Origin of the sequence: Corallincola luteus, assembly GCF_004336975.1 — a bacterium.
GTDB classification, from domain to species: Bacteria; Pseudomonadota; Gammaproteobacteria; order Enterobacterales; family Neiellaceae; genus Corallincola; species Corallincola holothuriorum.
On the sequence record NZ_SJXE01000003.1, the window covers coordinates 18,913 to 41,048 of the forward strand.

Consider the following 22,136-nt stretch of genomic DNA (forward strand, 5'->3'; position numbering starts at 1 on the left):
TATGAACCGTTCTGAAAAAGTTCTGGCAGTGGCCGAACAGCAATGTAAGCAATCTGGCGCTCGTCTGACTAATAAGCGAAAACTGGTGCTTTCGGCACTGCTGCATTCAACTAAGGCATTGTCCGCCTATGAGATTGCCGATATCTGTCGCGAAGAAGAGGGGCAAACCATTCCAGTGATGTCGGTCTACCGCATGCTGGAGTTTCTGGAGCAAGAGCATCTGGTGCATAAGCTGCAATTGGCCAATAAGTATGTGGCTTGTGCGCATATCACTTGCAGCCATACCCACCAAATAGCGCAGTTTTTAATCTGCCAGCAGTGCGGTGAAGTGAAAGAGCTTGGCGTCGATATAGCCTTAATTGACCAGCTTCAGCATAGTATCGCAGATGTTGGCTACAAGCTTACATCTCCCCAGCTTGAACTGAATTGCGTGTGTCCCGAATGCCAAAAGGCAGCTTAATCAAAAAACAGAACTGAAAGGAATAACTGGTGAAATCTAAAACCCTGACGATGGACATGTTGGCTATTGGGATCTCAACGGCGTGTGCCGTGCATTGCATTTTGTTACCCATGTTAGTGGTGGCGTTACCCGCACTGGCTGGCTCAGCCTTAATGGATGAAAAATTTCATCTGATATTGTTACTCGGCATTGTACCTACCAGTGTGATCGCACTGTTTATGGGATGTCGAAAGCACCGCCACTGGCATCTGTTCGGTTGGGGCGTGGCGGGCTTATTGACGCTCATTCTTGCTGCATTGTTTGGCCACCACCTGCTTGGAGAGCTGGGTGAAAAAGTGTTGACCTTGGGTGGTTCGTTACTGATCGCTATTGGCCATATTAAGAACTTTCGATACTGCAAAGCGGGTCGCTGTCACGCCTGAACGATCTAGATGTGTGTTCATCCTCTCAATCCAGATAGGGCTCAATCTGGTCGATTTGCAGTGTATATGCCGCGGTCGCAGTGTCATTGGTATTTAGTTCAGCGATTAAAGTCCCAGAAAACCAGAACACATCGTACAGTGAACTGAGTTGCACACCGTTAGGGTGTTTCACATAGATGATCTGGTTTGGTGGCGGTGGTGGCACATGGATGCAGGCACCGAAGAAGGGGACTAAGAAGAACTCTTTGGTGACCATGGTATCGTCAAAATCCAGTGGTACGACAAACGCCGGAATACGAATAGCTTGGTTATTCATCGCCTCGATCACTCGGGTGGAAACCAATGCTTGCTCATAGGGGCTATCGCCGACACTGCTGGTGTCGAGTTGCAGCTTACTATCGATCAGGTCTTCATCCGAGCCATCGGCAATTTCGCCAAGAAACTCTGGCGGGTTAAGCAATGCTTCGAGGTCATCGGCAGGCATTAACTCAATCCACTCAATGGTGCGGTAGGTTTTAGGTGTTTCGTCTGCTGCTTGGTCTTGTGGTACTGGTTCAGTGATAGAACCTGCAATCGCTTGGTTCGTGGTGCTGGCGCTCTCTGGTTCGCTGCAGGATGTCAAACTGAGGCAAAATATGACAAGCAGGAAAGTGTTGGGGATAAGTATGCGGTTAGGCTGTATGAGATTCACAGTGGACCTTGTTGAAGAGAACATAACATGCATCAATATTGACGTTATATCATAACGGCTAGAGTGGAACTATCCTGCAAAGGGTTGGGCCAATCATACACCTCGGATCAGCGAACAAGTCCATGTCGATTGTTATTCACGAATTATTATTTTCTTACCCGGAACAAGCACAAACGCCAGTGCTTAACATCCCACAGTGGTCAGCCCATGGCGCAGAGCATGTTTTTTTACAGGGGCCATCGGGGTCAGGCAAGACCACCCTTATCAATGTTCTGAACGGTACTTTCCCTGTGACGCAGGGGCAGTTGGAGATCTGTGGTCAGCGACTGGACAAGATGAGTGCGCGTCAGCGGGATAAGTTTCGAGCTAATCACATCGGCTGCGTGTTTCAGCAGTTTAATCTGGTGCCTTATTTAAGTGCGCTGGAGAATGTGCGCTTAGCAGCATATTTCGCCAGCAACGGTGGTTCCGGTCAGCTCGCTGAGTCTTTGCTGGATGATTTGGGGATCCCAACGTCGTTGTGGCATCAAGCTAGCCAGCAGTTAAGCGTGGGGCAACAGCAGCGGGTGGCCATTGCCAGAGCTTTGATTAATCGGCCGGCATTGTTGATCATGGATGAGCCCACCTCTGCGCTGGACAAGAAAAATCGTGATCAGTTTATGACCTTGCTGATGGCGATGCTAGCGGAGCACCCAACCACCCTGATATTTGTCAGTCACGAGGATGACCTGGCCAGTCATTTTGTGCGTCATGAATCGATATTCGATATCAATCAAGCCACGGAGGAGCTCTCGTGTTTTTAAGCCTCTGTTGGAAAAGCTTGTATAGTCGCAAGGGGTCTGTACTGCTGACTGTGTTGGCGTTGACCGTCAGTATTTTTGTACTACTGGGGGTTGAGCATATTCGTCAGCAATCGAAAGAGAGTTTTCGCCAGACTGTTTCCGGCGTGGATCTGATCGTCGGTGCCCGCACCAGCTCCACTAATCTGTTGCTCTATTCGGTCTTTCGGATGGGGAACGCGACCAATAATATTGGTTGGTCGACCTATCAGAAGATCACTGAGCTGCCTGATATCGCCTGGACGATACCGATCTCTCTGGGGGATTCCCATAAGGGCTATCGGGTGATGGGAACGACAACGGATTACTTTACGCATTTTCGGTATGGCCAGCAGCAAAGCTTGAGCTTTTCAGCGGGCGATGCATTCAGCGACCTGTTCGATGTGGTGTTGGGGGCAGATGTCGCGCGTAAGCTGAGTTATCAACTGGGCGACAGCTTGATTTTATCCCATGGCCTCGTGAGCACCCAGTTCAGTAGTCATGACGATAAACCGTTTACCGTGGTTGGCATCCTAGCACCAACAGGTACACCGGTTGATCAAGCACTGCATGTGAGCTTGGCGGGCATTGAAGCGATTCATATCAATTGGCAGCAAGGGGTGAAGTTGCCGGTTACCGCGTCTCCTGCTCCGCTTATCGATCCCAACCAGCTGGTGCCGCAAAGCATTACTGCGATGATGGTGGGGTTAAATTCGAAGATATCTACGTTCCGGGTGCAACGTGCGATTAATCAGTATCGTGGTGAGGCGCTGACAGCGATTCTGCCCGGTGTGGCGTTAAGCGAGTTATGGCAGATGATGGCGGTGATGGAAAATACACTGCGTCTTATCTCCGTGCTGATCCTCGTCGCTTCACTGTTGGGCTTAAGTGCCATGATGCTCGCCTCTATTCGCGAGCGGCAAAGAGAGATCCAGGTGATGCGCTTGATCGGTGCGTCGCCCTGGTTCCTGTTCCGGCTGATACAAGTAGAGGCGCTGATTATCGTTTTGCTGTCTATGGCACTGGCGGGGGGCGTACTCAGTGCGTCGTTGCTGGTGCTGAACGGTTACCTGAGCACTGAGTATAGCCTGCATATCAGTGCCAACTTTATCTCTCAGTCGTCATTGACGATGATGGCAGCTGTCATTGCAGCAACAGTGCTGGTCAGCACCATACCGGCGGTATCCGCCTATCACAGGGGGATCAAATCTGCGGGGCAATGAATCCGTTTGACGATGCGTGATTCGTTGCTGAGCCTGTTGTTTAGTTACGCCACCGTGTCACCGGAAAACAGATTGATGGTTTATGCTCAAGCCAGCGCAATTAGGCGCTGGCTTTTTGCTTCGATTGCTTGCTGGAACCGACCTCTGCAAACTTAACTATTGCAGTGGCTTCTTAGTCGAACGCCCGCAGCCATCAGGAGTAGCAGGCCGAACCCAATTGCGCCTCCGCCGCCTGAGGCGGTCTCCTCTAGTTCACCTTCGTTTTCCTCTTCGGCTTTTGCTGTGACGGTAACGACCACACTGTCGGTTGCACTCAGGGCATCATTATCCGTTACCGTTAAGGTCACGGTGTAGGTTCCAGCGTTGGCGTAGAGCTGAGACGGGTTGACGCCGACCATGTCGTTAGACCATTGGTAACTCAAGATCTGCCCATCTGCATCTGCGGAGCCTGCACCATCAAAATAAGCATACTCTCCCTCTTCTATCTGAATATCGTCGCCAGCGTCAGCCACTGGCGGCTGCAGAACGACTGGAGGTGGGGTGACCGCTTTCACCACTTCGTAGCGCCCGTCGGCAGCAAAGAAAGTGATCTGATACTCACCAAAACCATCGCCGAAGTGGATTGAATTGCCCCCCTCCTCAACCATTCCGTCGGCATCGTTGTCACCGTAGTTGTGGCTCCAGTCGGCGTAGATATCGAATTTAAACCGCGGATCTCCGGAGGCATTGGTCGCCTCGTCGCTATTAACCGTGATACGCCAAACATCTGCTGATACCTGAGTCATCAGGCTCGCGCCCCAATCGTTGGTGACGCCACGGTAATACACGGTTGGGTAGGCGTGATTAGAGCCATCTAAGGCATTTAACACCGCGGTGCGGCGGGTTGAATACCAGTTCTTTCCTGAGTTGGTCTCATAGATTCGATAGTTGCTTTGGTTTCCCCAGTAGGCGGGTCGGTCGGCGATGATCTGATTGTTGCCAGTGGCGTTTGCAACATCGGCTTCGATAAGCTGGTGAACAGTCGCTATCCATTGCACCGAGTCACCCTCTACCATCAGCCCGCTATCCGTCACCAGTGCTTCAATATAGGTCTTATACTCGTCCATGTAGCGGTCAATGGCGAGGATCTTACGCACCAGTAATGGCGCATCGGCAGGCGGTGCGAATACCAAGGGATCGCGCTCACCTGAATCACTGACCAGCAACGATGTTCCCAGGGTGTTATCTGTGTCATAGGGGACAAAATGCATCACTTCACTTTCATCAATATAGATAAAATAGTTATTACCATTTCCCCAAAAACCATCCCAATGGCCGAGTACCGCCTCACTGGCTAATCCTTTTAGGAGTAGGGGGATATTGATGTGTTGTGCAACATAGGCCTCAAACTCTTCGCCTTGCAGGTTGGTAAAGTTCTCTGCTAAGTTAACCAGTTGGGCATGCCCTTCAAGGTATTTTGAGCCTTTACCTTTATATTCAAAGCTGGCCTGTTCAAAGTCACCTACGCCGCCCCATTGTGCGTTGATCTTGGAAAAGTGTGCCTTACCCCAGGATTTATGATTTCCCTGCCATAGAAAGCCGCCGTCGTTGTCTGGCCCAAAGCGTTTATCCAAATACTCCTTACGGTTGACGCTTTCATTCATCCGGTAGATGCCAAAATAGGCGTCAGCTCGGTCGCCAACGCTGATCACCAAGCGGGCGTAAGTCGAAGAGTGTGCTGTCCAGACACCGAAGTTGTGCATGATCTGGTTAGATAGTGGTTCGCGCACATAGCTTGAGTCATCCTTGAACCGTTTTAGCTTGAGTTTGGTGATGCCTCGTAAGGTCTGGTCATCGACAAACTCATCAAAATCAAGGGTGAAATTAGCTTGTACATAGTTCCCGTTGTGGTCTTCAGGTAAGACAAAGCTGGTGTTGCCGCTGACCTTAATCCCCAGGTTATTTAGCGGGTATTCAATGCCATCCTTTACATAGGTCAGATCACCGTTGACCTCCTCGCGGTCGCTGCTGGTCGAGGTTAATAGCAGACGCCACTGTTCTTCAGTGAAGTGTAATTTGACCGTGGGTAGATCATTTAGCTCAAACCAGAATTGATGATCCGCGTCGTTTAAGTAGCTAGTGTCATTCAGTGCCTGGCTAGTAAAGCTTAGGAGCAAGCCAAAGAGCAGGGCAGTTCCCTTTAAAGTATTGAAATACATCGTCTATCCAAATGTCGGAATAAGTCGTTATTTTTGCTTGTTGGTGTGCCGAGTTAGGTAGAAAGAGACAAAGGCATCTATCTATTTCCTATGCTATTGAACATACAGTAGTTGTGGTTCAGCGACTGTGACTTACTCAAGATTGTTGTGACTTCTACGTGGCCGTGAACCGTCGACTCATGGCCACCTTATCGCATGCAGAGACAGCTTTTGGATTAGCAACAGGCCTGAGCAGAGTGAGTAACACTTGTCAGATGAAAGAATGGCCGACGTAGGGGCACAGCGTGCGACGACTTAAATGGGAGCGAATGCGTTTCCAAGCGATAAGTGCAGAGCAAATCCAACAGAGACAGTAACAGAGCTTTGGTTACTGGGTTAATGCCGCTGTTGTTTGCGTATAGCTATCCAATTGTTGCAACTTACGGCGGTATTTTTGTTGTATGGCATAACTGCTGCCTAACTCCATCGCCACTTCTAAATACTTTTTCGCTTTTTGAGTATGGCCAAGGGCGTAGTAGCTTTTGGCTAAGCCAAAATAGAGATCGTGGATATAGGGAGAGAGTTTAATGCCTCGCTCGTAATACCTAAGGGCTGTGCGATACTCGCCAGCCTTGAATGCCTGCTCTCCTTGCTCATGATAGTGAAATGGATTGGTTTCAATCACTTTTTTCAGACGGGGCTGGATCTCTGCCAGTGCCTCGCTGTCTCCTTGCCGTTCTAGCAAAATGGCTAGGTTGGCGAGTAGTAGTGGATGATCGGCTTGATGTGCTAAGCCTGTTCGGTAGGCTTGGTTTGCTTGTGTGAGCTGGCCGGAGCGAGCATATATTACCCCTAGTGTGGCGTAGCCTGAGATAAAGCCTGGATCTGCAGTCAGTGCCGCTTTGCTTAGCCAATATGCGCTGTCAAAATCTTTATTCGCTATCGCCTGAGCTGCTCGGTTGTTGTAAAACATCGCCACCACACGTTCGGTTGATAACGATTTCTGCGGCAGATAGCGAAGGCTGGGGTTGCCGCTAAAGTCGATGGTATGTGCGTTGTCGGTGGCAGCTTCACCAATGCCATAGGCACTGGGTATGTCGATTTTTACATTAACGTGCTGGCTAACCAGATAGATATCGTCCCTATGCTCCCACAGCTCTGGGAAATCGGGTTGCTGTAAACGCACATCTAACTCCCATGCATCTGCAATGGCTTGGGTCAGCAAAGAGAGTGTCAGGCAATTACCTAAACGTTGCTGATATGCCTCCGAAACGGTTAGTGTCGCTCGATTGTCATAGCTGAGCATCAGTTCATCTTCTGAGCGTAAAAGATCGACAAGTCGCTCCAGCTTTGTGTGACTTCCTTTACTATGACCACTAAGTTTAGATTTAAGGTAGTCTTGCATCTGTGGTGAGATCGCGAAGATTTCGGCCTGCGAAGGGATCGTGGGGCGGTTAACAAAAGCGCTGTCTTGCCATAGCGAATTTGGAATTTTCGGCTTAACTTGTGAATGTAGGGCAGTATTGGAGCTGCAGCCCGATATACTAGCCAAACATAGCAGAGCTATGACACCCATGAACATTTGATGGACAGCGCGCATCGCATATTCCTTTGAAAGGATCTTGTTGATAAGTATAGCGCTGCTTTTTGGGGAAAGGATGACCGTAGAAGAGAGAGACAAGATCCGTGAACTGCGGATTTTGCTGGTGGAAGATCAACCTGTGCCGCGGCAACTACTGTTGCAGCTGCTGGAGCGACTTGGAGTAGAGCAATCTTGGCAGGCTGAGGATGGTAAGCAAGCTTTGCAGCTGCTGTCTGAGGGGATCCTGTTCGATATCATTCTGTGTGATCTGCAGATGCCAAACATGGATGGGCTAGAGTTTATTCGCCATCTGGGCCAACGCAGTTTTCATGGCGGGCTTATTTTGGTCAGCGCTGAATCCGATATGCTGCTGCATTCCGCCGAGGCGATGGCGACCGAGTATGGCTTAAAGGTTTTTGGTACCTTAGCCAAGCCAGTGCAACCTTCGCAACTGGTACCTATGTTGGCTCATCAATCTAGTGCTGAATCTCTAACTGATAACGAACTGCCTATCGCACTGCATGAGGTGATGGAGGGGTTGGAACAGGGAGAGTTTAATGCCGTGTTTCAGCCGAAAGTGCGTTTCGATAATCGGCAGTGGATCGGTGTTGAAAGTCTAGTGCGTTGGTACCACCCATCGCGCGGCGTGATCACCCCTGGTTTCTTTTTGCCCCTGCTCGAACGGGCGGGAGAGATTGAGTTACTGAGTGAAGTGATGTTAAGTGCGTCGCTGGCTCAATCCCGCCAATTTATCAAACAGGGGCAAGAGGTCACGGTGGCCGTCAACTTGCCGCCTAACTCTATGACTGACACCAAGTTTTGCGATCGTTTTATGCGTTTGCTTAAGCGCTATCAGGTACCGCCTGAACTATGCATGATCGAATTGACCGAATGTGAGTTGACGGCCGATCTAGGCCCTATGATTGAAACGTTGGCACGCTTGCGTATGAACGGTGTGCAACTGGCGATTGATGATTTTGGTACTGGCTACTCGTCATTGGAAAAGCTTGGCCAGATCCCATTTACAGAGCTTAAAATTGATCAGAGTTTTGTTCGTGATGCGGCACGTAAGCCAAAGTTGCGGGCTATCGTTGAGGCGAGTCTCGATGTGGCGAAAAAGCTTGGCCTGTCGACTGTTGCCGAAGGGGTAGAAGATGCCGCAGGTTGGCAGTTATTAAGAGAATTAGGTTGTGACTATTGTCAGGGGTATTATGCCGCCGAACCTATGATGAGTGCGGATCTTGATGCCTGGCAGCAGCAATGGGCCGTTTAGTTATCGATAGTCACTGGTTGATTAACGTAAAGGAATACCTATGGAATTAAGCCGAAAGTTACAGCGAGCATGGACCGGCAGCTTGCTGTTATCAACGGTCTTGGTTGGCCTGTTGTTTGCCTCGGCAGCTTTGCTGCACGCCTCGCAGCAACGGGCTGACCAGGTTGCGGTGATCGAAGGGCTGCTGGATACGCATTTTGCAGAGAGCAATGAAGCAGAGGCAAACCATGAGTCGTTGCAGCCTGCACTGGCCTTGATTGATGATTTAGTCTTTCTGACCGTTAAGCAGAGTGGACATACTATTTATCAGTACCCGGCTGGTGAAGATCTCGCCACGCAGGGTGTTTCGGTGGTGAGACTACGCTTACCGACCCACCAAAAACGCTGGGGTTTACTGGGCCTAAAACCTTTATTTATCAGTGCGTTTAGCAGTCTTTGGTGGTTGGTTGCACTGCTAGTTACTGTGATGGTGAGTAGTTTTGCAGTGCTTTATGCTGGCCGCATCAGCAGGCAACAGATGCAGGGTGTGGCGCTGCTGCAGCAGCGGGGCGAAGGGATCTTAAATGGTCAGGCCGCGCAAGCCGAGGCGGGAGAATCGCCTGCTGCCGTTAGTCAGGCATTGGATCAGTTGCAGCAACAGATCAAATCAGCGCAACAAGAGCGCAGCCGTTTTGACCAGTTTATTCGCGACAATACTTTTACCGATCTGGAATCGGGATTTGGTAATCGCCGATTTTTTGATAACCGTTTAGATGGCGTTCTGCGTGATAGTGAAGCCAATGATGGCGGTGCGGTTTATCTGATCCAACTGCAAGAACTTGACCTGATTAAAGAGCAACTGGGTGAGGAAGCCAGTGCCGAGTTGGTCTCCCAATTCAGTAATATACTCGGGCAGCTTCTGGCTGGTTACAACGATACCGTGATAGCCCGGCGTTCCAGCGCGGATTTTGCCGCATTAGTGCCTAATTTGATGCCTCGAGAGGTGGAAGATCTTGCCAATAAACTGCAACGGGGTCTGCGTCGCTTAGCTGTACCGGAAATTGTCGACCGCGAGTGCTTTATTCATATTGGTGTGGCTTTGTTTGCTCAGGGAGATGAAGGCTATCAGGTGCTTTCAGAAGCCGATATGGCACTACGGGCTGCGCAACTGCAGGGCCCAAGCTGCTGGTTTATGTATGACCGCGGTGTGATCGAACGAGGTCATGCTTTAGGCTCGGTACGTTGGCGTGCTCTTTTAGAGAATGCGATTGCCCGACGTACCTTTGTCATGTTTACTCAAAGTGCCGTTACCAGCTCAGCCAGTCGGATCCATCACCATGAGGTGCTAACACGAGTGCGGGATGATAAAGGCCAGCTGGTGAGCGCAGGGGTGTTTTTGCCTATGGCGTCTCGCTGCGGGCTATTGCCAAAAATTGACCGCATTATTATCGAGCAGTTGATAAAGCTACTTGAGTATGAAAAAGCCGATACCGAGCGTTGCAGTATCAATTTGTCCTGTGACTCACTGATGAATGATGAGTTCATGACGTGGTTACTCGCCACGTTGGACAGCCACCCAGCGATCGCACATCGCATTATCATTGAAGTCTCTGAATACCACGTCAGTCACCATCAAGATGATATACAGGCGCCTCTGCTAAAGCTTCAGCAAACAGGTTGCCAGTTGTTGGTTGATCGGGTTGGGCAGACAGTGGTGGGAAGTCACTACATCAACAAGCTAAAGATTGACTACCTGAAACTGCACCACAGTATCGTCCGAGATATCCAAAATCGGCCTGAAAATCAGCTGTTTGTCCGCAGTTTGTCCGGTAGTTTGGAAGAGCAAAAAGTGCATATTTTTGCGCTGGGTGTGGAAACCGAAGCGGAATGGCGCACCTTGCGAAATCTTGGTGTCTACGGTGGCCAAGGCCACTTCTTTTCTGAATCACTGGAACGGGTTGCTGAGTGCACCGAAAGTAGCTAATTTGGCTTAGTGTTGGGCATCTGAAATAGCCCGCGGTAAGCCAATCCGGCTAGGCCTTGTAACCCGCCAGTATGCAGAAAAATAATTTTGTGACCGGCGGGGAAATAGCCCTCTTTAATTAAACTCATCAGTGCTAAAAACGCTTTGCCGGTATAGACAGGTTCAAGCGGGATAGGGCAATGTTGCGCCAGTTCAATCAACTCCTGTTGCAGTGTTGCTGGGACTTTTCCGTACCCCCCTGCGCTGTAACCATGCAGCAGCTGCCAGTGGCTCGGCGCTGCTTGGTAGTGTGGTGCTTGCTCCGCGACTAACCGCTCAATACGTGCTGCCAAACTGTTGTCTTTTACCACAGGTATGCCAAGCAGTTGGTGTTTTCCCTGATCAGCGGCAATGAGCCCTGCAAGCGTACCTCCCGAGCCAACTGCGGTGATCAAGCTGTCATATTCAATATCGATCTCTGTCAGGATCTCGCCAACGCCGGGCAATGCTAAGGCATGACTACCGCCCTCAGGCAAAATCAGCGTATTGCGATGTTGGCGTCGCAGTTGCTCAAGGTATTCCGGTTCATGTCTGCGCCGATAGGTTTGGCGATCGACAAAGTGCAATTTCATCCCCAGCTCAGCGGCGCGTTTGAGTGTCGGGTTGGCGGCATCCGGCTCGCCGCGAATAATGCCGGTGGTGGTAAATCCAAAGTGGTGACCGGCTGCCGCCAGCGCAGCAATATGATTGGAGAAGGCGCCACCAAAACTGAGCAGATGCGTCAGCTCCCTTTCTGCGGCGTAGAGCAAGCCATACTTTAATTTACGCCATTTATTACCGGAAATTTCCCCATGGATTAGATCATCGCGCTTGCAATAGAGGGTGATGCCATGGCGCTGACACAGTGGTAATGGCACCGGCATCAGTGGTGAAGCCTGTGCTAGATCTCTTAATTTTGCGTGAACATCGTCAATTTTTGCCACAGGCACAACAGTTTAGGCTATTAGTTCATTGATAAGCGGGGCGTTTAAGCGATAATCCTAAACTATACAGCGCAAGCTGTAACCTATGATAAAGGCCCGCAGAGGCCGCAAGGGAGATATGAATGCCGCTCGGTCGTTTGTTTGGCCGCAAGGCGTCCGGAGAACGTATCGGTATTAGGGTCAGCAATGATACGTTAACTCTGTGCCGCTTTCGCGCCGGAGCACCTCATACCATATCCGCGGAGAGTTTGAGTTATCGCTCAGACATCACTTTTGAGCAAACGCTTGCCACGGGCGAAGCGCTGCCCCCTAACGCCAGTGACTGCCAGCTGGTGGTGGGACCTAGTTACTATCACATCGTGCAAGTTGATCGCCCAGCAGTCGATGACGCAGAGATCGCTCAAGCGCTCTCTTGGGCGATCAAAGATCTGGTGCCTATCGCACCCGAAAATATGATCCTCGATTACTTCGAACTGCCGGTGCAGCCTGCCGGAGCGAATAAGCTCAATGTGGTTTGTGCCGATATTCAAGTGCTTAAGCCGATGGTTGATGGCATACACGCGGCTAAGCTGCCGTTAAGCGGCATCGCGGTTGATGAGCTGACGTTGCCAAAACTGTTTCCAGTGACCGACGAAGCGCAACTGCTGTTAGTGCAACAGGCAAATGAAGAGCTGCTGCTGTTAATTGTGAAGCAGGGGATGTTGTTTTTCTCAAGACGTATTCGTGGCTATGACCTGCTGGTGTCGATGACTGGCGAAGAGCTAAGAGCTGGTGTTGTTGATAATTTGAGCTTGGAAGTTCAGCGTTCGTTGGATTACTTTGAAAGCCAGTTAAGACAAGCGCCAGTGAAACAGATAGTGGTCGCTTTGCCGGGTGACAATACCCCGTTGCTCCTTGAGTTAATGTCTGCCAATTTCTTTATTCCCGTGGTCACCTTCGAGCCTGAAGTGGCGATCTCTGCCAATTTGAACAGCGGTGAGTTACTCAGTTTTGCTGGGGTATTCGCTGCCGGCATGGGGGACGAATGAAGCAACATATCAATCTTTATGTTGATGCCTTGCGACCGCAAAGAGAGTCGTTGTCATTGCCGGTTGTGCTGGTGTTTTGGTGTCTCTCTATTTTGTTTATTGCCGGGAGTGCCATCTGGTTGAATTCCCGTTTGGCTGACGCGCAATATCAACTGTCGATGACACAGATGACCAACAAACAACTCAATCAGCAGCTGGCGGCATTGACCCAGCAGCTGCAACAGCGACAGCCATCCAGCAACTTGGTGCGGAAAAAAGAGTTGGTAACCGCCGAACATAAAGTGAAAACCCATTTACTACGTGAGCTAAGTAACCGTGAACCGCTAAAGAATCAGGGGTTCTCACAGTTGATGTTGGAGCTAGCTAAGCATCACGATGATGATGTCTGGTTGAGTGGTATAAAAGCCAGCGAAACTAATCTGGCATTGACCGGCTTCACTCGCACGTCGAAAGCTGTACCCCGTTGGGTGCAGGGGTTCCACCAAGGGCCAAGATTGCAAAAGGCCGGGTTCGCTTCGCTGTCTATGAGTCGGGATGAAAATCAGCGCTTGCTGTTTACTCTCAGCAGCTTACCGGGAGAGAGTGAATGAGCCAGTGGCAGCAGTTACTCACGCGCTATCATGGATTAAGCATCCGGGAACGGGTGCTCATTCTGGTCTCAGGGTTAGTGTTGGTGCTTTTCGGTGGCTACAGCCTATTTGTCGATCCAGCCTATCTTCAGTTGCGAAAAACTCAGGCCAATATGGTCAAGGCGCTTGATGAACAGTCTCGTACCCAGACTCAGATCGCCGATATTGAGATCCGCCTAAGTAAGGATCTGAATGAGCTATTGACGCAAGAGATTGAGGAAACAGAGCTTGCTATTCGCAAACTCGACCAGCAGTTAGAAACGCAAACCGTTGATTTGGTGCCAGCCTACCGGATGGCCGCTGTGTTGGAACAGGTGCTGGATAAAGGCAAAGGCGTGAAGCTGTTGGCGCTGACTTCTAAAACACCGATCCCGATGCTGGATCTGGTGGATGATTCCGGTCAGCAGATAAACCTTTATCAACATGGTATTGAGTTACAGCTCGAGGGGCGTTACTTCGATTTGATGCGTTTTATTGCCGAGGTCGAGGGGCTGCCGACACGTTTTTACTGGAAGAGCTTTAATTACCAAGTGGGTAGCTATCCAAAAGCCCTGCTCGTGATTGAGCTGTTTACCCTCAGTACCAGCCGAACATTTATCGGGAGCTAGGATGAAACGACTGTTTTTTAGCTTACTGATCTGCGCTTCATCGCTGGCGATGGCTGCCACTGAATTGAAGGATCCGACGCGTCCACCCGGACAGCAGAGAGCCGCCGTTGGCGGTGGGCAACAGGCTGCAAAACCTTCCTCTTTGCAGCTGCAACAGATTTTATTTCAAGATGAGCAAAGCTTGGTCATTATTAATGGCCAGCAATTGCGTACAGGACAGAAGATCCGTGGATACACTGTCGGGAAGATATCGGCCAATCAGGTTGAACTGATCCGCGGAGATAAGCGCGTTAAGTTGACTCTGTTTACTACGGTCAAACAGGCGTCGAAATAGGAAAAGTGAACATGCTGATGAAGCGAAGTGTTATTGCGATTTGTGGGTTAGGCCTGTTATTGGGCTGCGAAACGACGCCAAAACTGGCCCATACCGAGCAAAAACAAGCCATTAAGGAAGCGATTGATAATAACCGGCAAAATGAACAAGCGGATATAGAAACCACCGCGCCGCCGGCGGATGTGATGGCTGAATTGATGCCCGAGACCCAACCTGCCGCCCCGACCTTGGCAGGGGAGGCGTTACTGCAGGAGCGCCGTTTCGAGATCAGTGCCGATGGTGTTCCAGCGCGACAGTTTTTTGCCAGCTTGGTTGATGACTCCTCATACAGCGTGGCTGTTCACCCTGATGTGGTGGGGGATATTACCTTACACCTGAAAGATGTCACCCTGGCTGAAACGCTCGATGTGGTGACAGATATATACGGCTACGATGTTCGACGCAGTGGCAAAGTGCTGAATATTTTCCCCGCCGGTATGCGAACCGAAACATTTTCCCTTGATTACCTGTTTATGACCCGTGACGGCGAGTCGCGGACGACCATCCTGACCACGCGTCTGACCGATGATGATGACAGTAATAGCAACAGTGATAGTTCAGGTGGCAGTGACAGCTATAGTGATTCCAGCGGTTCTGACAGTAACAGCCAGGGCTTAAGTGGCACGCTCATCCACACGAAGAGTCAAACGGATTATTGGACGGAGCTGACGACAATCTTGAATTCTCTGGTAGGAGATGGCACCGGGCGGAAGGTGATTGTGAGCCCGCAATCCGGTTTGGTGACGGTTCATGCCTACCCTGAAGAGCTGCGCAAGGTTAGTGATTACTTGGCTCGTTCGGAAGAAACGTTACAACGACAGGTTCTGCTGGAAGCTAAAATTATAGAGGTGACGCTGAACGATGATTTCCAGCAGGGGATCAACTGGGAGCGAGCGGTTAGCCATATAGGTAGCACCGATTTCAACTTCACCAATACAGCGGCGACGCTGGGTAACGAACTCACCACCAACTTGGGCGGTATCGTTAATCTTAGTTTCTCGAACAGTGATTTCAGTGGTGTTATCTCCCTGCTCTCAACGCAAGGGGAGGTGAACGTGCTGTCCAGTCCACGGATCTCTGCGTCCAACAACCAAAAGGCGCTAATTAAAGTGGGGACGGATGAGTATTATGTTACTGATGTGTCTACCACCACAGTGACTGGCACCGCGACCTCAACTACGCCTGATATCGAACTGACCCCGTTTTTTAGCGGTATCTCCCTTGATGTGACCCCGCAGATCGATGAAGACGGTACCGTTTTATTGCACGTTCACCCATCGATCACCGACGTGACTGAAGAGAACAAAGTGATTGTGTTTGGCGGCGACACCATCGATCTGCCGCTGGCGGTGAGCGATATTCGGGAAACCGATACAGTGATTAAAGCGCACAGTGGTGACGTGGTAGTCATTGGTGGTTTGATGACCTCATTGACAGGGTATACCGACTCTAAGGTGCCGCTGTTAGGTGATATTCCGTTTATGGGTGAGTTCTTCACTAATAAACGTGAGTTTTCGTCAAAAGCTGAGTTGGTTATCTTGATTAAGCCAACCTTGCTGACCCGTGAAAGCTCCACCAAGGAGTTAGAGCGCTCCTCGGAATTGTTAGAGCGTTGGTATCCTGAGCCGGAGAAAGAATTCTGAGGTATGTACCTTTATCATTTTGGCCTGCGTGAGCTGCCGTTCACCCTTACGCCTAATACGGAATTTTTTTATGGGCTGCCAGCGCATCAGGAAGCGCTGGCGACGCTACTGACAGCTTTAAAAACCGGTGAAGGTTTTATCAAAGTGGTGGGCGAGGTCGGAACGGGTAAGACGCTGATCTGTCGTAAACTGCTTAACGATCTACCTGAGCATTTTGTTACCGCCTATATCCCGAACCCTTATCTGTCACCGGAAGAGTTAAGAGTGGCGGTCGCCACTGAGCTCGGGGTGAGGACGACAGGCAAACCAGACCAGCAACAGCTCACTCAACGCATTCAAGACAAACTTCTGCAGTTGCATCAGCAAGGGCATTCCGTCGTGTTGATCTTGGATGAAGCACAAGCGCTGCCCAAGGAAAGTCTGGAGGCGCTACGCCTGTTTACTAACTTGGAAACAGAACGCCGTAAGCTGCTGCAAGTGGTGTTATTTGGCCAGCCTGAACTAGATCAGCGCTTGGCAGGTGACGAACTGCGGCAGCTGCGCCAACGTATCACTTTTTCCTACAACCTGCGGCCATTGAACGCCAGCGAAGTGCACCAATACATCGTTTATCGTTTGCGGGTGGCGGGGAATAAGTCGGCGGATTTGATCACGACCAATATCGCTAAACAGATCCATCGTGGCAGCCGAGGGATCCCTCGATTGATCAATGTGCTTGCGCATAAAGCGCTGATCCTCGCTTATGGTCAGGGGCGCCACTATCTGCTGGCAAAGGATGTTAAGGCGGCTATTCGAGATACGGAAGAGGCATCTATGGGCAGTGGACTGTGGCGCTGGCTGTGCATGGCTTCGGTCTCTGTCGTGGCTCTGCTTTGGGGTGTCAGCAGCGGAGATTGGTTATGAGTGTGATCAATCAGATGCTCAAAGATCTGGAAAAGCGTGAGCAACATGCTCCGGTCAGTGCGACGTCACCGTTGGTGTCTGGCGGACGGGTTGAACGACCACCAGAAAATCTCAATTTTCGCTGGTTGGCGGCTGTTTTCTTGCTTGTGCTGCTTTTGCTTGCAGGGGGATGGTGGTTATTTGCGGGCAATTTCTCACTACCGAGCCCCCCGGCAACTGAGGTTGCCGAGCCTACAGCTGTTATCCAGTCCACAAAGATGCAAGGGAAGCCCGTGTTAGCTGGCGATAACCTTGCTGGAAAATCTGAACCGCAACAGCCTCTGACCGTCGTCGATGCAGCGGATCGCCTGTCGATGGTGGCGCAACAAAATGTGCCACTTGTGATTGAACAGCCCACCGACGATCCCGTGCGGCCGCAAGCTGATCTACCGGTAGCGAAAGCAAAGCCACAAGCAAAACCCGAAAAAATGCCGGATGACAAAGCCGTTGCTGTGGTTGCACCTAAAGTTGAGCCTGTCACTGAGACTAAAGCGGTGGTTGCACCCGCGCCAGTTGTGGCCGAACCGCCAAAAGCACCCAAAGTGATGGCGATCAAAGAGGTGCGTCTTAGTCAAAGCGAATTGGCAGCGGCGAAATTTCGCAAAGCCGAAGAGCGCATTGAGGCGGGAGATATCAGCGGAGCCCAAGACTTATTGCGTCAAGTGTTGGCGATTAAGCCTGATCAGGCAAAGGCGCGAGCGCGCTTAGCAAGCCTCTATTATGGCCAAAAGAATTCAGGCAAAGCGGCGAAAATATTGAGTGAAGGGCTGAAGGTGCAGCCTGGTAACGTAGAGTTTCGCTTGATGCTGGCACGTATTTTTCAGCAAGGAAAAAATGAACGCCAAGCGTTGGCGTATCTCAATCAAGGGCCACTGCCTGCGGCTGAAGATGTTGATTTTCATGCGTTGCGCGGTGCCTTGGCTCAACAGTTAAAACAGTATGCCGATGCGGTGAGCAGCTATCGCTTATTGGCGCAATACCAGCCAGAGCAAGGGCGCTGGTGGTTGGGATGGGGGATTGCCGCCGATGGGCTAAATGATACCCAGACCGCGCTGGCAGCATTTCAGCAAGCGTTAAAAAGCCGCAATTTGTCTGCCTCCGCAGTCGGTTATGCTAAGAAACGAATTCAACAATTGGGAGAGCTGTAATGGCGCAAGCGAAGTTACGCATGCGGTTAGGTGACTTGATGGTGCATGAGTCCATCATAACCGAAGAGCAGCTGACACAAGCGTTACAGGCGCAGCGCAGCGGTGGGCGCAAGCTGGGCGCGACCCTTATCGATTTGGGACACCTGACGGAAGAGCAGCTGCTGCAGTTCTTATCACAACAGCTCAATATTCCATTTATCGATCTACAGGATCTGCGTCTGGATCCAAAAATTGCCCAACTACTCCCTGAAGTACACGCTCGGCGTCATCGTGCGCTAGTGGTGCAGGATAAAGGGCAGAGTCTGTTGGTGGCAATGAGCGATCCGGCAGATCTTAGTGCGCAAGATGCCTTGGCGATGTTGTTGTCCAAGCCAATTGAGCTGGCAGTAGTCAAGGAAGCGCAGTTACTCGAGGCTTACGATCAACTTTATCGGCGGACGGCAGAGATCGCCTCATTTGCCAACCAATTGGGCGAAGAGTACTCACAGACCGAAGATTTCAGCCTTGGTGGTGATGGCGATGAAGAGGGTGAAAGCTCGACGGTCGCGCGCTTGTTACAGTCTATTTTTGAAGATGCGGTGCAGGTACGTGCATCGGATGTGCATTTAGAGCCGGATGAAAACGCGTTGCGGATCCGCCAGCGGGTGGATGGCCTGTTACAGGAAAATATTCTCGAAGAGTCGCGTATCGCTGCGGCCTTGGTGCTGCGTCTTAAGTTGATGGGGGGGCTGGATATTTCGGAAAAACGCCTGCCCCAGGATGGCCGCTTTAACATTAAGGTGCGTGGTCACTCCATCGATGTACGTGTCTCTACCATGCCGGTGCAGCATGGCGAGTCGGTGGTGATGCGTTTGCTGGATCAATCCGCTGGCCTGCTGAGTATGGAACAAACCGGATTACCGGATGACCTATTGCGGCGGCTGCGCCATCAGTTGAAACGCCCTCACGGCATGATCCTAGTGACCGGGCCGACGGGTAGCGGTAAGACCACCACTTTGTACGGTGCGTTGAGCGAATTAAACGAACCGGGGAAAAAGATCATTACGGTGGAAGATCCGGTGGAATACCGTCTGCCACGGATTAATCAGGTACAGGTGAATAGCAAGATCGGTTTGAGTTTCTCTCAGATCCTGAGAACCACCTTACGTCAGGATCCCGACATCATCATGGTGGGGGAGATGCGGGATCATGAAACCGTTGAAATTGGTTTACGGGGTGCCTTAACCGGTCACCTGGTGTTAACCACACTGCATACTAACGATGCGGTGACCTCAGCACTGCGTTTGATCGATATGGGCGCGGCTGGTTACTTAGTGGCTAGTGCCTTGCGGGCGGTGGTGGCACAGCGTTTGGTGCGGCGGATCTGTGACAATTGCGGCAAGCCTCACGCTTTAAATGACAGTGAAAAAGTGTGGTTGGAAGGGCTGTCAGGCTTCTCACTGACCGACAAAGTGTTCCATAAAGGAGTCGGGTGTCAGTCCTGTAATTATACCGGTTATCGTGGTCGGATCGGTGTGTTTGAGCTACTTGAGCTGGACGATGCCATGATGGCGGCGTTACGCCAAAGCGACCCACAACAGTTTGCACTGGCGGCGAAGCGCAGCAAGGGCTTTAAGCCGTTAGCCGAAGCGGCGCTGGATTATGCGTTTGCTGGTATCACTACGGTTGATGAGGTACTCAGACTGGCAGAGCATGTTGAACATATCCCCGAGGCGGTGAAGGTCACCGCCGATGCAGTGGAAGGTTAACTAGACGCCTATGCCAACTTTCGAATACCGAGGACGAGACAGCCGGGGTGGCGAAGTTAAGGGGCAGATTGATGCTGCGAATGCGGGTGCTGCTGCTGATCTGCTATCGCAACGCCAGGTGATCCCACTGCAGGTTAAGGCGAAAGCGGGCGCTGCAGAGGGCAGTAGTTTTGATATCAACGATCTGTTGCCGAGCAAGGTCAGCTTGGATGATCTGTCGCTGTTTACTCGTCAGATGTTCTCTCTGAGTAAGGCTGGGGTACCGATACTACGGGCGATCAATGGGCTGGCGCAGTCATCGACATCAAAAGCACTGAAAGCGGCATTGAGTGATGTGGCACAAGAGCTTGAGGGCGGGCGTACCATCAGTACCGCGATGAGCCAACATCCCAAAATCTTCAGTAAGTTGTTTGTCGCGATCGTCCATGTGGGTGAAAACACCGGCCGGTTGGAAGACGCGTTTAAGCAGCTTTCAGGCTATTTGGAGCTGGAGATAGAAACCCGTAAACGGATTAAAACCGCGTTGCGTTATCCCAGTTTTGTGGTGATCGCCATCGTCATCGCTTTGGTCATTATGAATATCATGGTGATCCCAGCGTTCGCTGATATGTTCAAACAGTTTGGTGCCCAGCTACCCTTACCGACGCGGATTTTGATCGGCATGAGTAACTTCTTTGTCAAGTACTGGTGGGCGTTATTGCTCGGCGCTGTGACATTGGTGAGCGGTACGATTTACGCGATAAATACGCCCAAAGGGCGTTGGCGTTGGGACCGGTTTAAGCTGCGCATGCCGATTGTGGGCGATATTATCAATCGCTCTACGCTGGCCCGTTATGCCCGTAGCTTCTCGTTGATGTTGCAATCGGGTGTGCCACTTACCCATGCATTAAACTTAGTTGCTGATGCGGTCGATAATGAATTTATGGGGCAAAAGATCCGTGATATGCGGCAGGGGATTGAGCGTGGTGAAAGCCTGCTGCGCACCGCCAACAGTTCAGAGCTGTTTACCCCCCTAGTGATGCAGATGATTGCGGTGGGGGAAGAGACTGGACGTATCGATGAACTATTGCTGGATGCTGCCGAGTATTATGAACGCGAAGTGGACTATGATTTGAAAACACTGACAGCGCGCATTGAACCCATTTTGATCGGTGTGGTCGCAGGCATGGTGTTGTTGTTGGCGCTGGGTATCTACCTGCCGATGTGGGACATGATGAGTGCCATGAAGGGGGGCTAAGGTGCCAGAAAATCGACAGCTGGATACGGAACGCCGCATGTTCTATTTTTTACCGGCTTTGGCGGTGATCATGGTGTTGGCGACCGTGTTGCTCAGCAGTCAAGATGATGCCAAGCGCGAGGTGGAAGACTCTGCGTTTAATCGTCTCACTAACAATTTTCTGGTGCGGTTAAACATGGTAAGAACCCAGTGGACTATCCACGGACGCCCGCCACAGCTGGAATTAGAGGGTACGCTTATGACCATGGGTAAGTTTGGTATTCCAGATTTGCGTACTCCCTATGGCAGTTATGATTGCCATGAGTTATGGCGGCTGATGCTGGCACAGCCGATGGAGATAAATCAGCGGCCGATCTCGGCCGTGGCGATGGTGGATCGGCGTTTGCATGGAGAATATTGCCGCTACCTGATTAGCGAGGAGGTGTACTTTGATGTTGATTTACGTCATGGAACCCTATCGCAACGGGCAGAAAAACTACGAGCCATCCAACAAAATGGCGATGAAGCGCTAGGCAAACAATTGAATTAGCTCTTACTATTAGGGCTGTAGTGATCCTTAATTTTGTTAACTAACAGGTAAATATGATGAAACAGCAACGCGGCTTCTCACTGATCGAACTTGTGATCGTCGTGATCATTCTGGGTATTTTGGCAGTGACCGCCTTGCCCAAGTTCCTCAATATCACGGATGAAGCTGAGGCGGCTAATATCGAAGGGATCGCAGGTGGTTTTGCTACCGGTGTTTCGCTAGTCAGAGCGCAATGGGAAGCAGAAGGCCGCCCAACTGCTGACAGTGAGAACTCTATCTGGTACGACGGTGTACGTCTGTATCTGACTGAAGAGATTGTAGAGAGCGTGTCTCCGGGCTACCCGATAGCGGATGTGACAGGCCAAACTTATGACGGCATTGACGAGACACACTGTATTCAGGTGTGGGAAGGCATGCTGCAAAATCCGCCAACTGTCACTGGTACATTGGCTGATTTAAATGATCCTAATAACAAGAATGCATTCCGTTATTTTGTTGAAGTGTCTGGTGGTGGTGTTAACCATACCTGTGACTTCTATTTGGTGACGACCATGGAGCAGAATGCGGCGGGTAACTACCTTAATCCCACGACAGGCGTTGGGAACAACTTTCAATATTTCCCGGCCACAGGGCGTGTGACCATTAATATTAATAACTAAGCTTAGTTAACTACTCCTGAG

At 50.8% G+C, this 22,136-nt stretch carries 21 protein-coding genes; 17 read left to right on the plus strand and 4 right to left on the minus strand.

Annotated elements, in window-relative coordinates; genetic code table 11:
• The first annotated feature begins 1 nt into the window (after nucleotide 1).
• Nucleotides 2-460: a Fur family transcriptional regulator gene (locus EZV61_RS08145; protein WP_131414943.1), complete on the plus strand. Its 459-nt coding sequence runs from the start codon at nucleotides 2-4 to the stop codon at nucleotides 458-460.
• Between the two features lie 29 nt (nucleotides 461-489).
• Complete coding sequence (locus EZV61_RS08150; RefSeq protein ID WP_233496461.1) at nucleotides 490-882, plus strand: MerC domain-containing protein; 393 nt, start codon at nucleotides 490-492, stop codon at nucleotides 880-882.
• Between the two features lie 25 nt (nucleotides 883-907).
• Here EZV61_RS08150 and EZV61_RS08155 read toward each other — a convergent pair whose 3' ends face one another.
• Entirely contained in the window at nucleotides 908-1,573 is a 666-nt protein-coding gene (locus EZV61_RS08155) for a DUF3299 domain-containing protein (protein WP_240695173.1), read from the minus strand.
• 122 nt (nucleotides 1,574-1,695) lie between these two features.
• Here EZV61_RS08155 and EZV61_RS08160 point away from each other — a divergent pair, with 122 nt between their 5' ends.
• Nucleotides 1,696-2,376 (plus strand): ABC transporter ATP-binding protein, encoded by a 681-nt coding sequence (locus EZV61_RS08160; RefSeq protein ID WP_131414947.1) that lies wholly within the window; start codon nucleotides 1,696-1,698, stop codon nucleotides 2,374-2,376.
• Nucleotides 2,367-3,614: an ABC transporter permease gene (locus EZV61_RS08165; protein WP_131414949.1), complete on the plus strand. Its 1,248-nt coding sequence runs from the start codon at nucleotides 2,367-2,369 to the stop codon at nucleotides 3,612-3,614. Before EZV61_RS08160 ends, EZV61_RS08165 begins: the two co-directional genes overlap by 10 nt.
• Before the next feature lie 152 nt (nucleotides 3,615-3,766).
• Here the strand turns inward: EZV61_RS08165 and EZV61_RS08170 are convergent, their stop codons facing one another.
• Nucleotides 3,767-5,812 (minus strand): CotH kinase family protein, encoded by a 2,046-nt coding sequence (locus EZV61_RS08170; protein WP_131414951.1) that lies wholly within the window; start codon nucleotides 5,810-5,812, stop codon nucleotides 3,767-3,769.
• A 367-nt stretch (nucleotides 5,813-6,179) separates the two neighbouring features.
• Nucleotides 6,180-7,196 (minus strand): tetratricopeptide repeat protein, encoded by a 1,017-nt coding sequence (locus tag EZV61_RS08175; protein ID WP_205695351.1) that lies wholly within the window; start codon nucleotides 7,194-7,196, stop codon nucleotides 6,180-6,182.
• 253 nt (nucleotides 7,197-7,449) lie between these two features.
• On the opposite strand from EZV61_RS08175, the gene EZV61_RS08180 reads away from it, so the two are divergent.
• Together EZV61_RS08180 and EZV61_RS08185 are read left to right on the plus strand one after the other, a co-directional pair.
• Entirely contained in the window at nucleotides 7,450-8,646 is a 1,197-nt protein-coding gene (locus tag EZV61_RS08180; protein ID WP_131414955.1) for an EAL domain-containing response regulator, read from the plus strand.
• A gap of 40 nt (nucleotides 8,647-8,686) precedes the next feature.
• A complete protein-coding gene (locus EZV61_RS08185) occupies nucleotides 8,687-10,609 on the plus strand; it encodes an EAL domain-containing protein (RefSeq protein ID WP_131414957.1) in 1,923 nt (640 codons plus the stop codon).
• On the opposite strand, the gene EZV61_RS08190 is transcribed toward EZV61_RS08185, so the two are convergent.
• Entirely contained in the window at nucleotides 10,606-11,571 is a 966-nt protein-coding gene (locus tag EZV61_RS08190) for a 1-aminocyclopropane-1-carboxylate deaminase/D-cysteine desulfhydrase (RefSeq protein WP_205695352.1), read from the minus strand. The genes EZV61_RS08185 and EZV61_RS08190 overlap by 4 nt on opposite strands.
• A 122-nt stretch (nucleotides 11,572-11,693) precedes the next feature.
• On the opposite strand from EZV61_RS08190, the gene pilM reads away from it, so the two are divergent.
• Genes pilM through EZV61_RS08245 form a run of 11 tightly spaced genes read left to right on the plus strand, consistent with a single transcriptional unit; the run spans nucleotide 11,694 to nucleotide 22,115 of the window.
• The gene (gene pilM / locus EZV61_RS08195) at nucleotides 11,694-12,599 is read left to right on the plus strand and encodes a type IV pilus biogenesis protein PilM (protein ID WP_114338106.1); all 906 of its coding nucleotides are present in this window, start codon (nucleotides 11,694-11,696) and stop codon (nucleotides 12,597-12,599) included.
• Nucleotides 12,596-13,189, plus strand: coding sequence for a PilN domain-containing protein (locus tag EZV61_RS08200; protein ID WP_114338107.1), 594 nt, complete (start codon nucleotides 12,596-12,598; stop codon nucleotides 13,187-13,189). Before pilM ends, EZV61_RS08200 begins: the two co-directional genes overlap by 4 nt.
• A complete protein-coding gene (gspM, locus tag EZV61_RS08205) occupies nucleotides 13,186-13,836 on the plus strand; it encodes a type II secretion system protein GspM (RefSeq protein ID WP_131414959.1) in 651 nt (216 codons plus the stop codon). Before EZV61_RS08200 ends, gspM begins: the two co-directional genes overlap by 4 nt.
• Before the next feature lies 1 nt (nucleotide 13,837).
• Nucleotides 13,838-14,170, plus strand: coding sequence for an MSHA biogenesis protein MshK (locus tag EZV61_RS08210; protein WP_114338109.1), 333 nt, complete (start codon nucleotides 13,838-13,840; stop codon nucleotides 14,168-14,170).
• 11 nt (nucleotides 14,171-14,181) lie between these two features.
• Nucleotides 14,182-15,852 carry a pilus (MSHA type) biogenesis protein MshL gene (gene mshL / locus EZV61_RS08215; RefSeq protein WP_233496463.1) on the plus strand — a complete coding sequence of 557 codons (1,671 nt, stop codon included), beginning with the start codon at nucleotides 14,182-14,184 and terminating at the stop codon, nucleotides 15,850-15,852.
• A 3-nt stretch (nucleotides 15,853-15,855) separates the two neighbouring features.
• The gene (locus tag EZV61_RS08220; RefSeq protein ID WP_130567152.1) at nucleotides 15,856-16,755 is read left to right on the plus strand and encodes an ExeA family protein; all 900 of its coding nucleotides are present in this window, start codon (nucleotides 15,856-15,858) and stop codon (nucleotides 16,753-16,755) included.
• On the plus strand, nucleotides 16,752-17,942 hold the full coding sequence (locus EZV61_RS08225) for a tetratricopeptide repeat protein (RefSeq protein WP_131414961.1): 1,191 nt from the start codon (nucleotides 16,752-16,754) through the stop codon (nucleotides 17,940-17,942). Before EZV61_RS08220 ends, EZV61_RS08225 begins: the two co-directional genes overlap by 4 nt.
• Complete coding sequence (locus EZV61_RS08230; protein ID WP_114338112.1) at nucleotides 17,942-19,690, plus strand: GspE/PulE family protein; 1,749 nt, start codon at nucleotides 17,942-17,944, stop codon at nucleotides 19,688-19,690. The genes EZV61_RS08225 and EZV61_RS08230 overlap by 1 nt, the downstream gene beginning before the upstream one ends.
• 10 nt (nucleotides 19,691-19,700) lie before the next feature.
• Nucleotides 19,701-20,927: a type II secretion system F family protein gene (locus tag EZV61_RS08235; protein WP_131414963.1), complete on the plus strand. Its 1,227-nt coding sequence runs from the start codon at nucleotides 19,701-19,703 to the stop codon at nucleotides 20,925-20,927.
• Nucleotide 20,928: 1 nt separating this feature from the next.
• Nucleotides 20,929-21,456, plus strand: coding sequence for a hypothetical protein (locus tag EZV61_RS08240; RefSeq protein ID WP_131414965.1), 528 nt, complete (start codon nucleotides 20,929-20,931; stop codon nucleotides 21,454-21,456).
• Nucleotides 21,457-21,512: 56 nt separating this feature from the next.
• The gene (locus EZV61_RS08245; RefSeq protein ID WP_205695353.1) at nucleotides 21,513-22,115 is read left to right on the plus strand and encodes a type II secretion system protein; all 603 of its coding nucleotides are present in this window, start codon (nucleotides 21,513-21,515) and stop codon (nucleotides 22,113-22,115) included.
• Nucleotides 22,116-22,136: the final 21 nt, after the last annotated feature.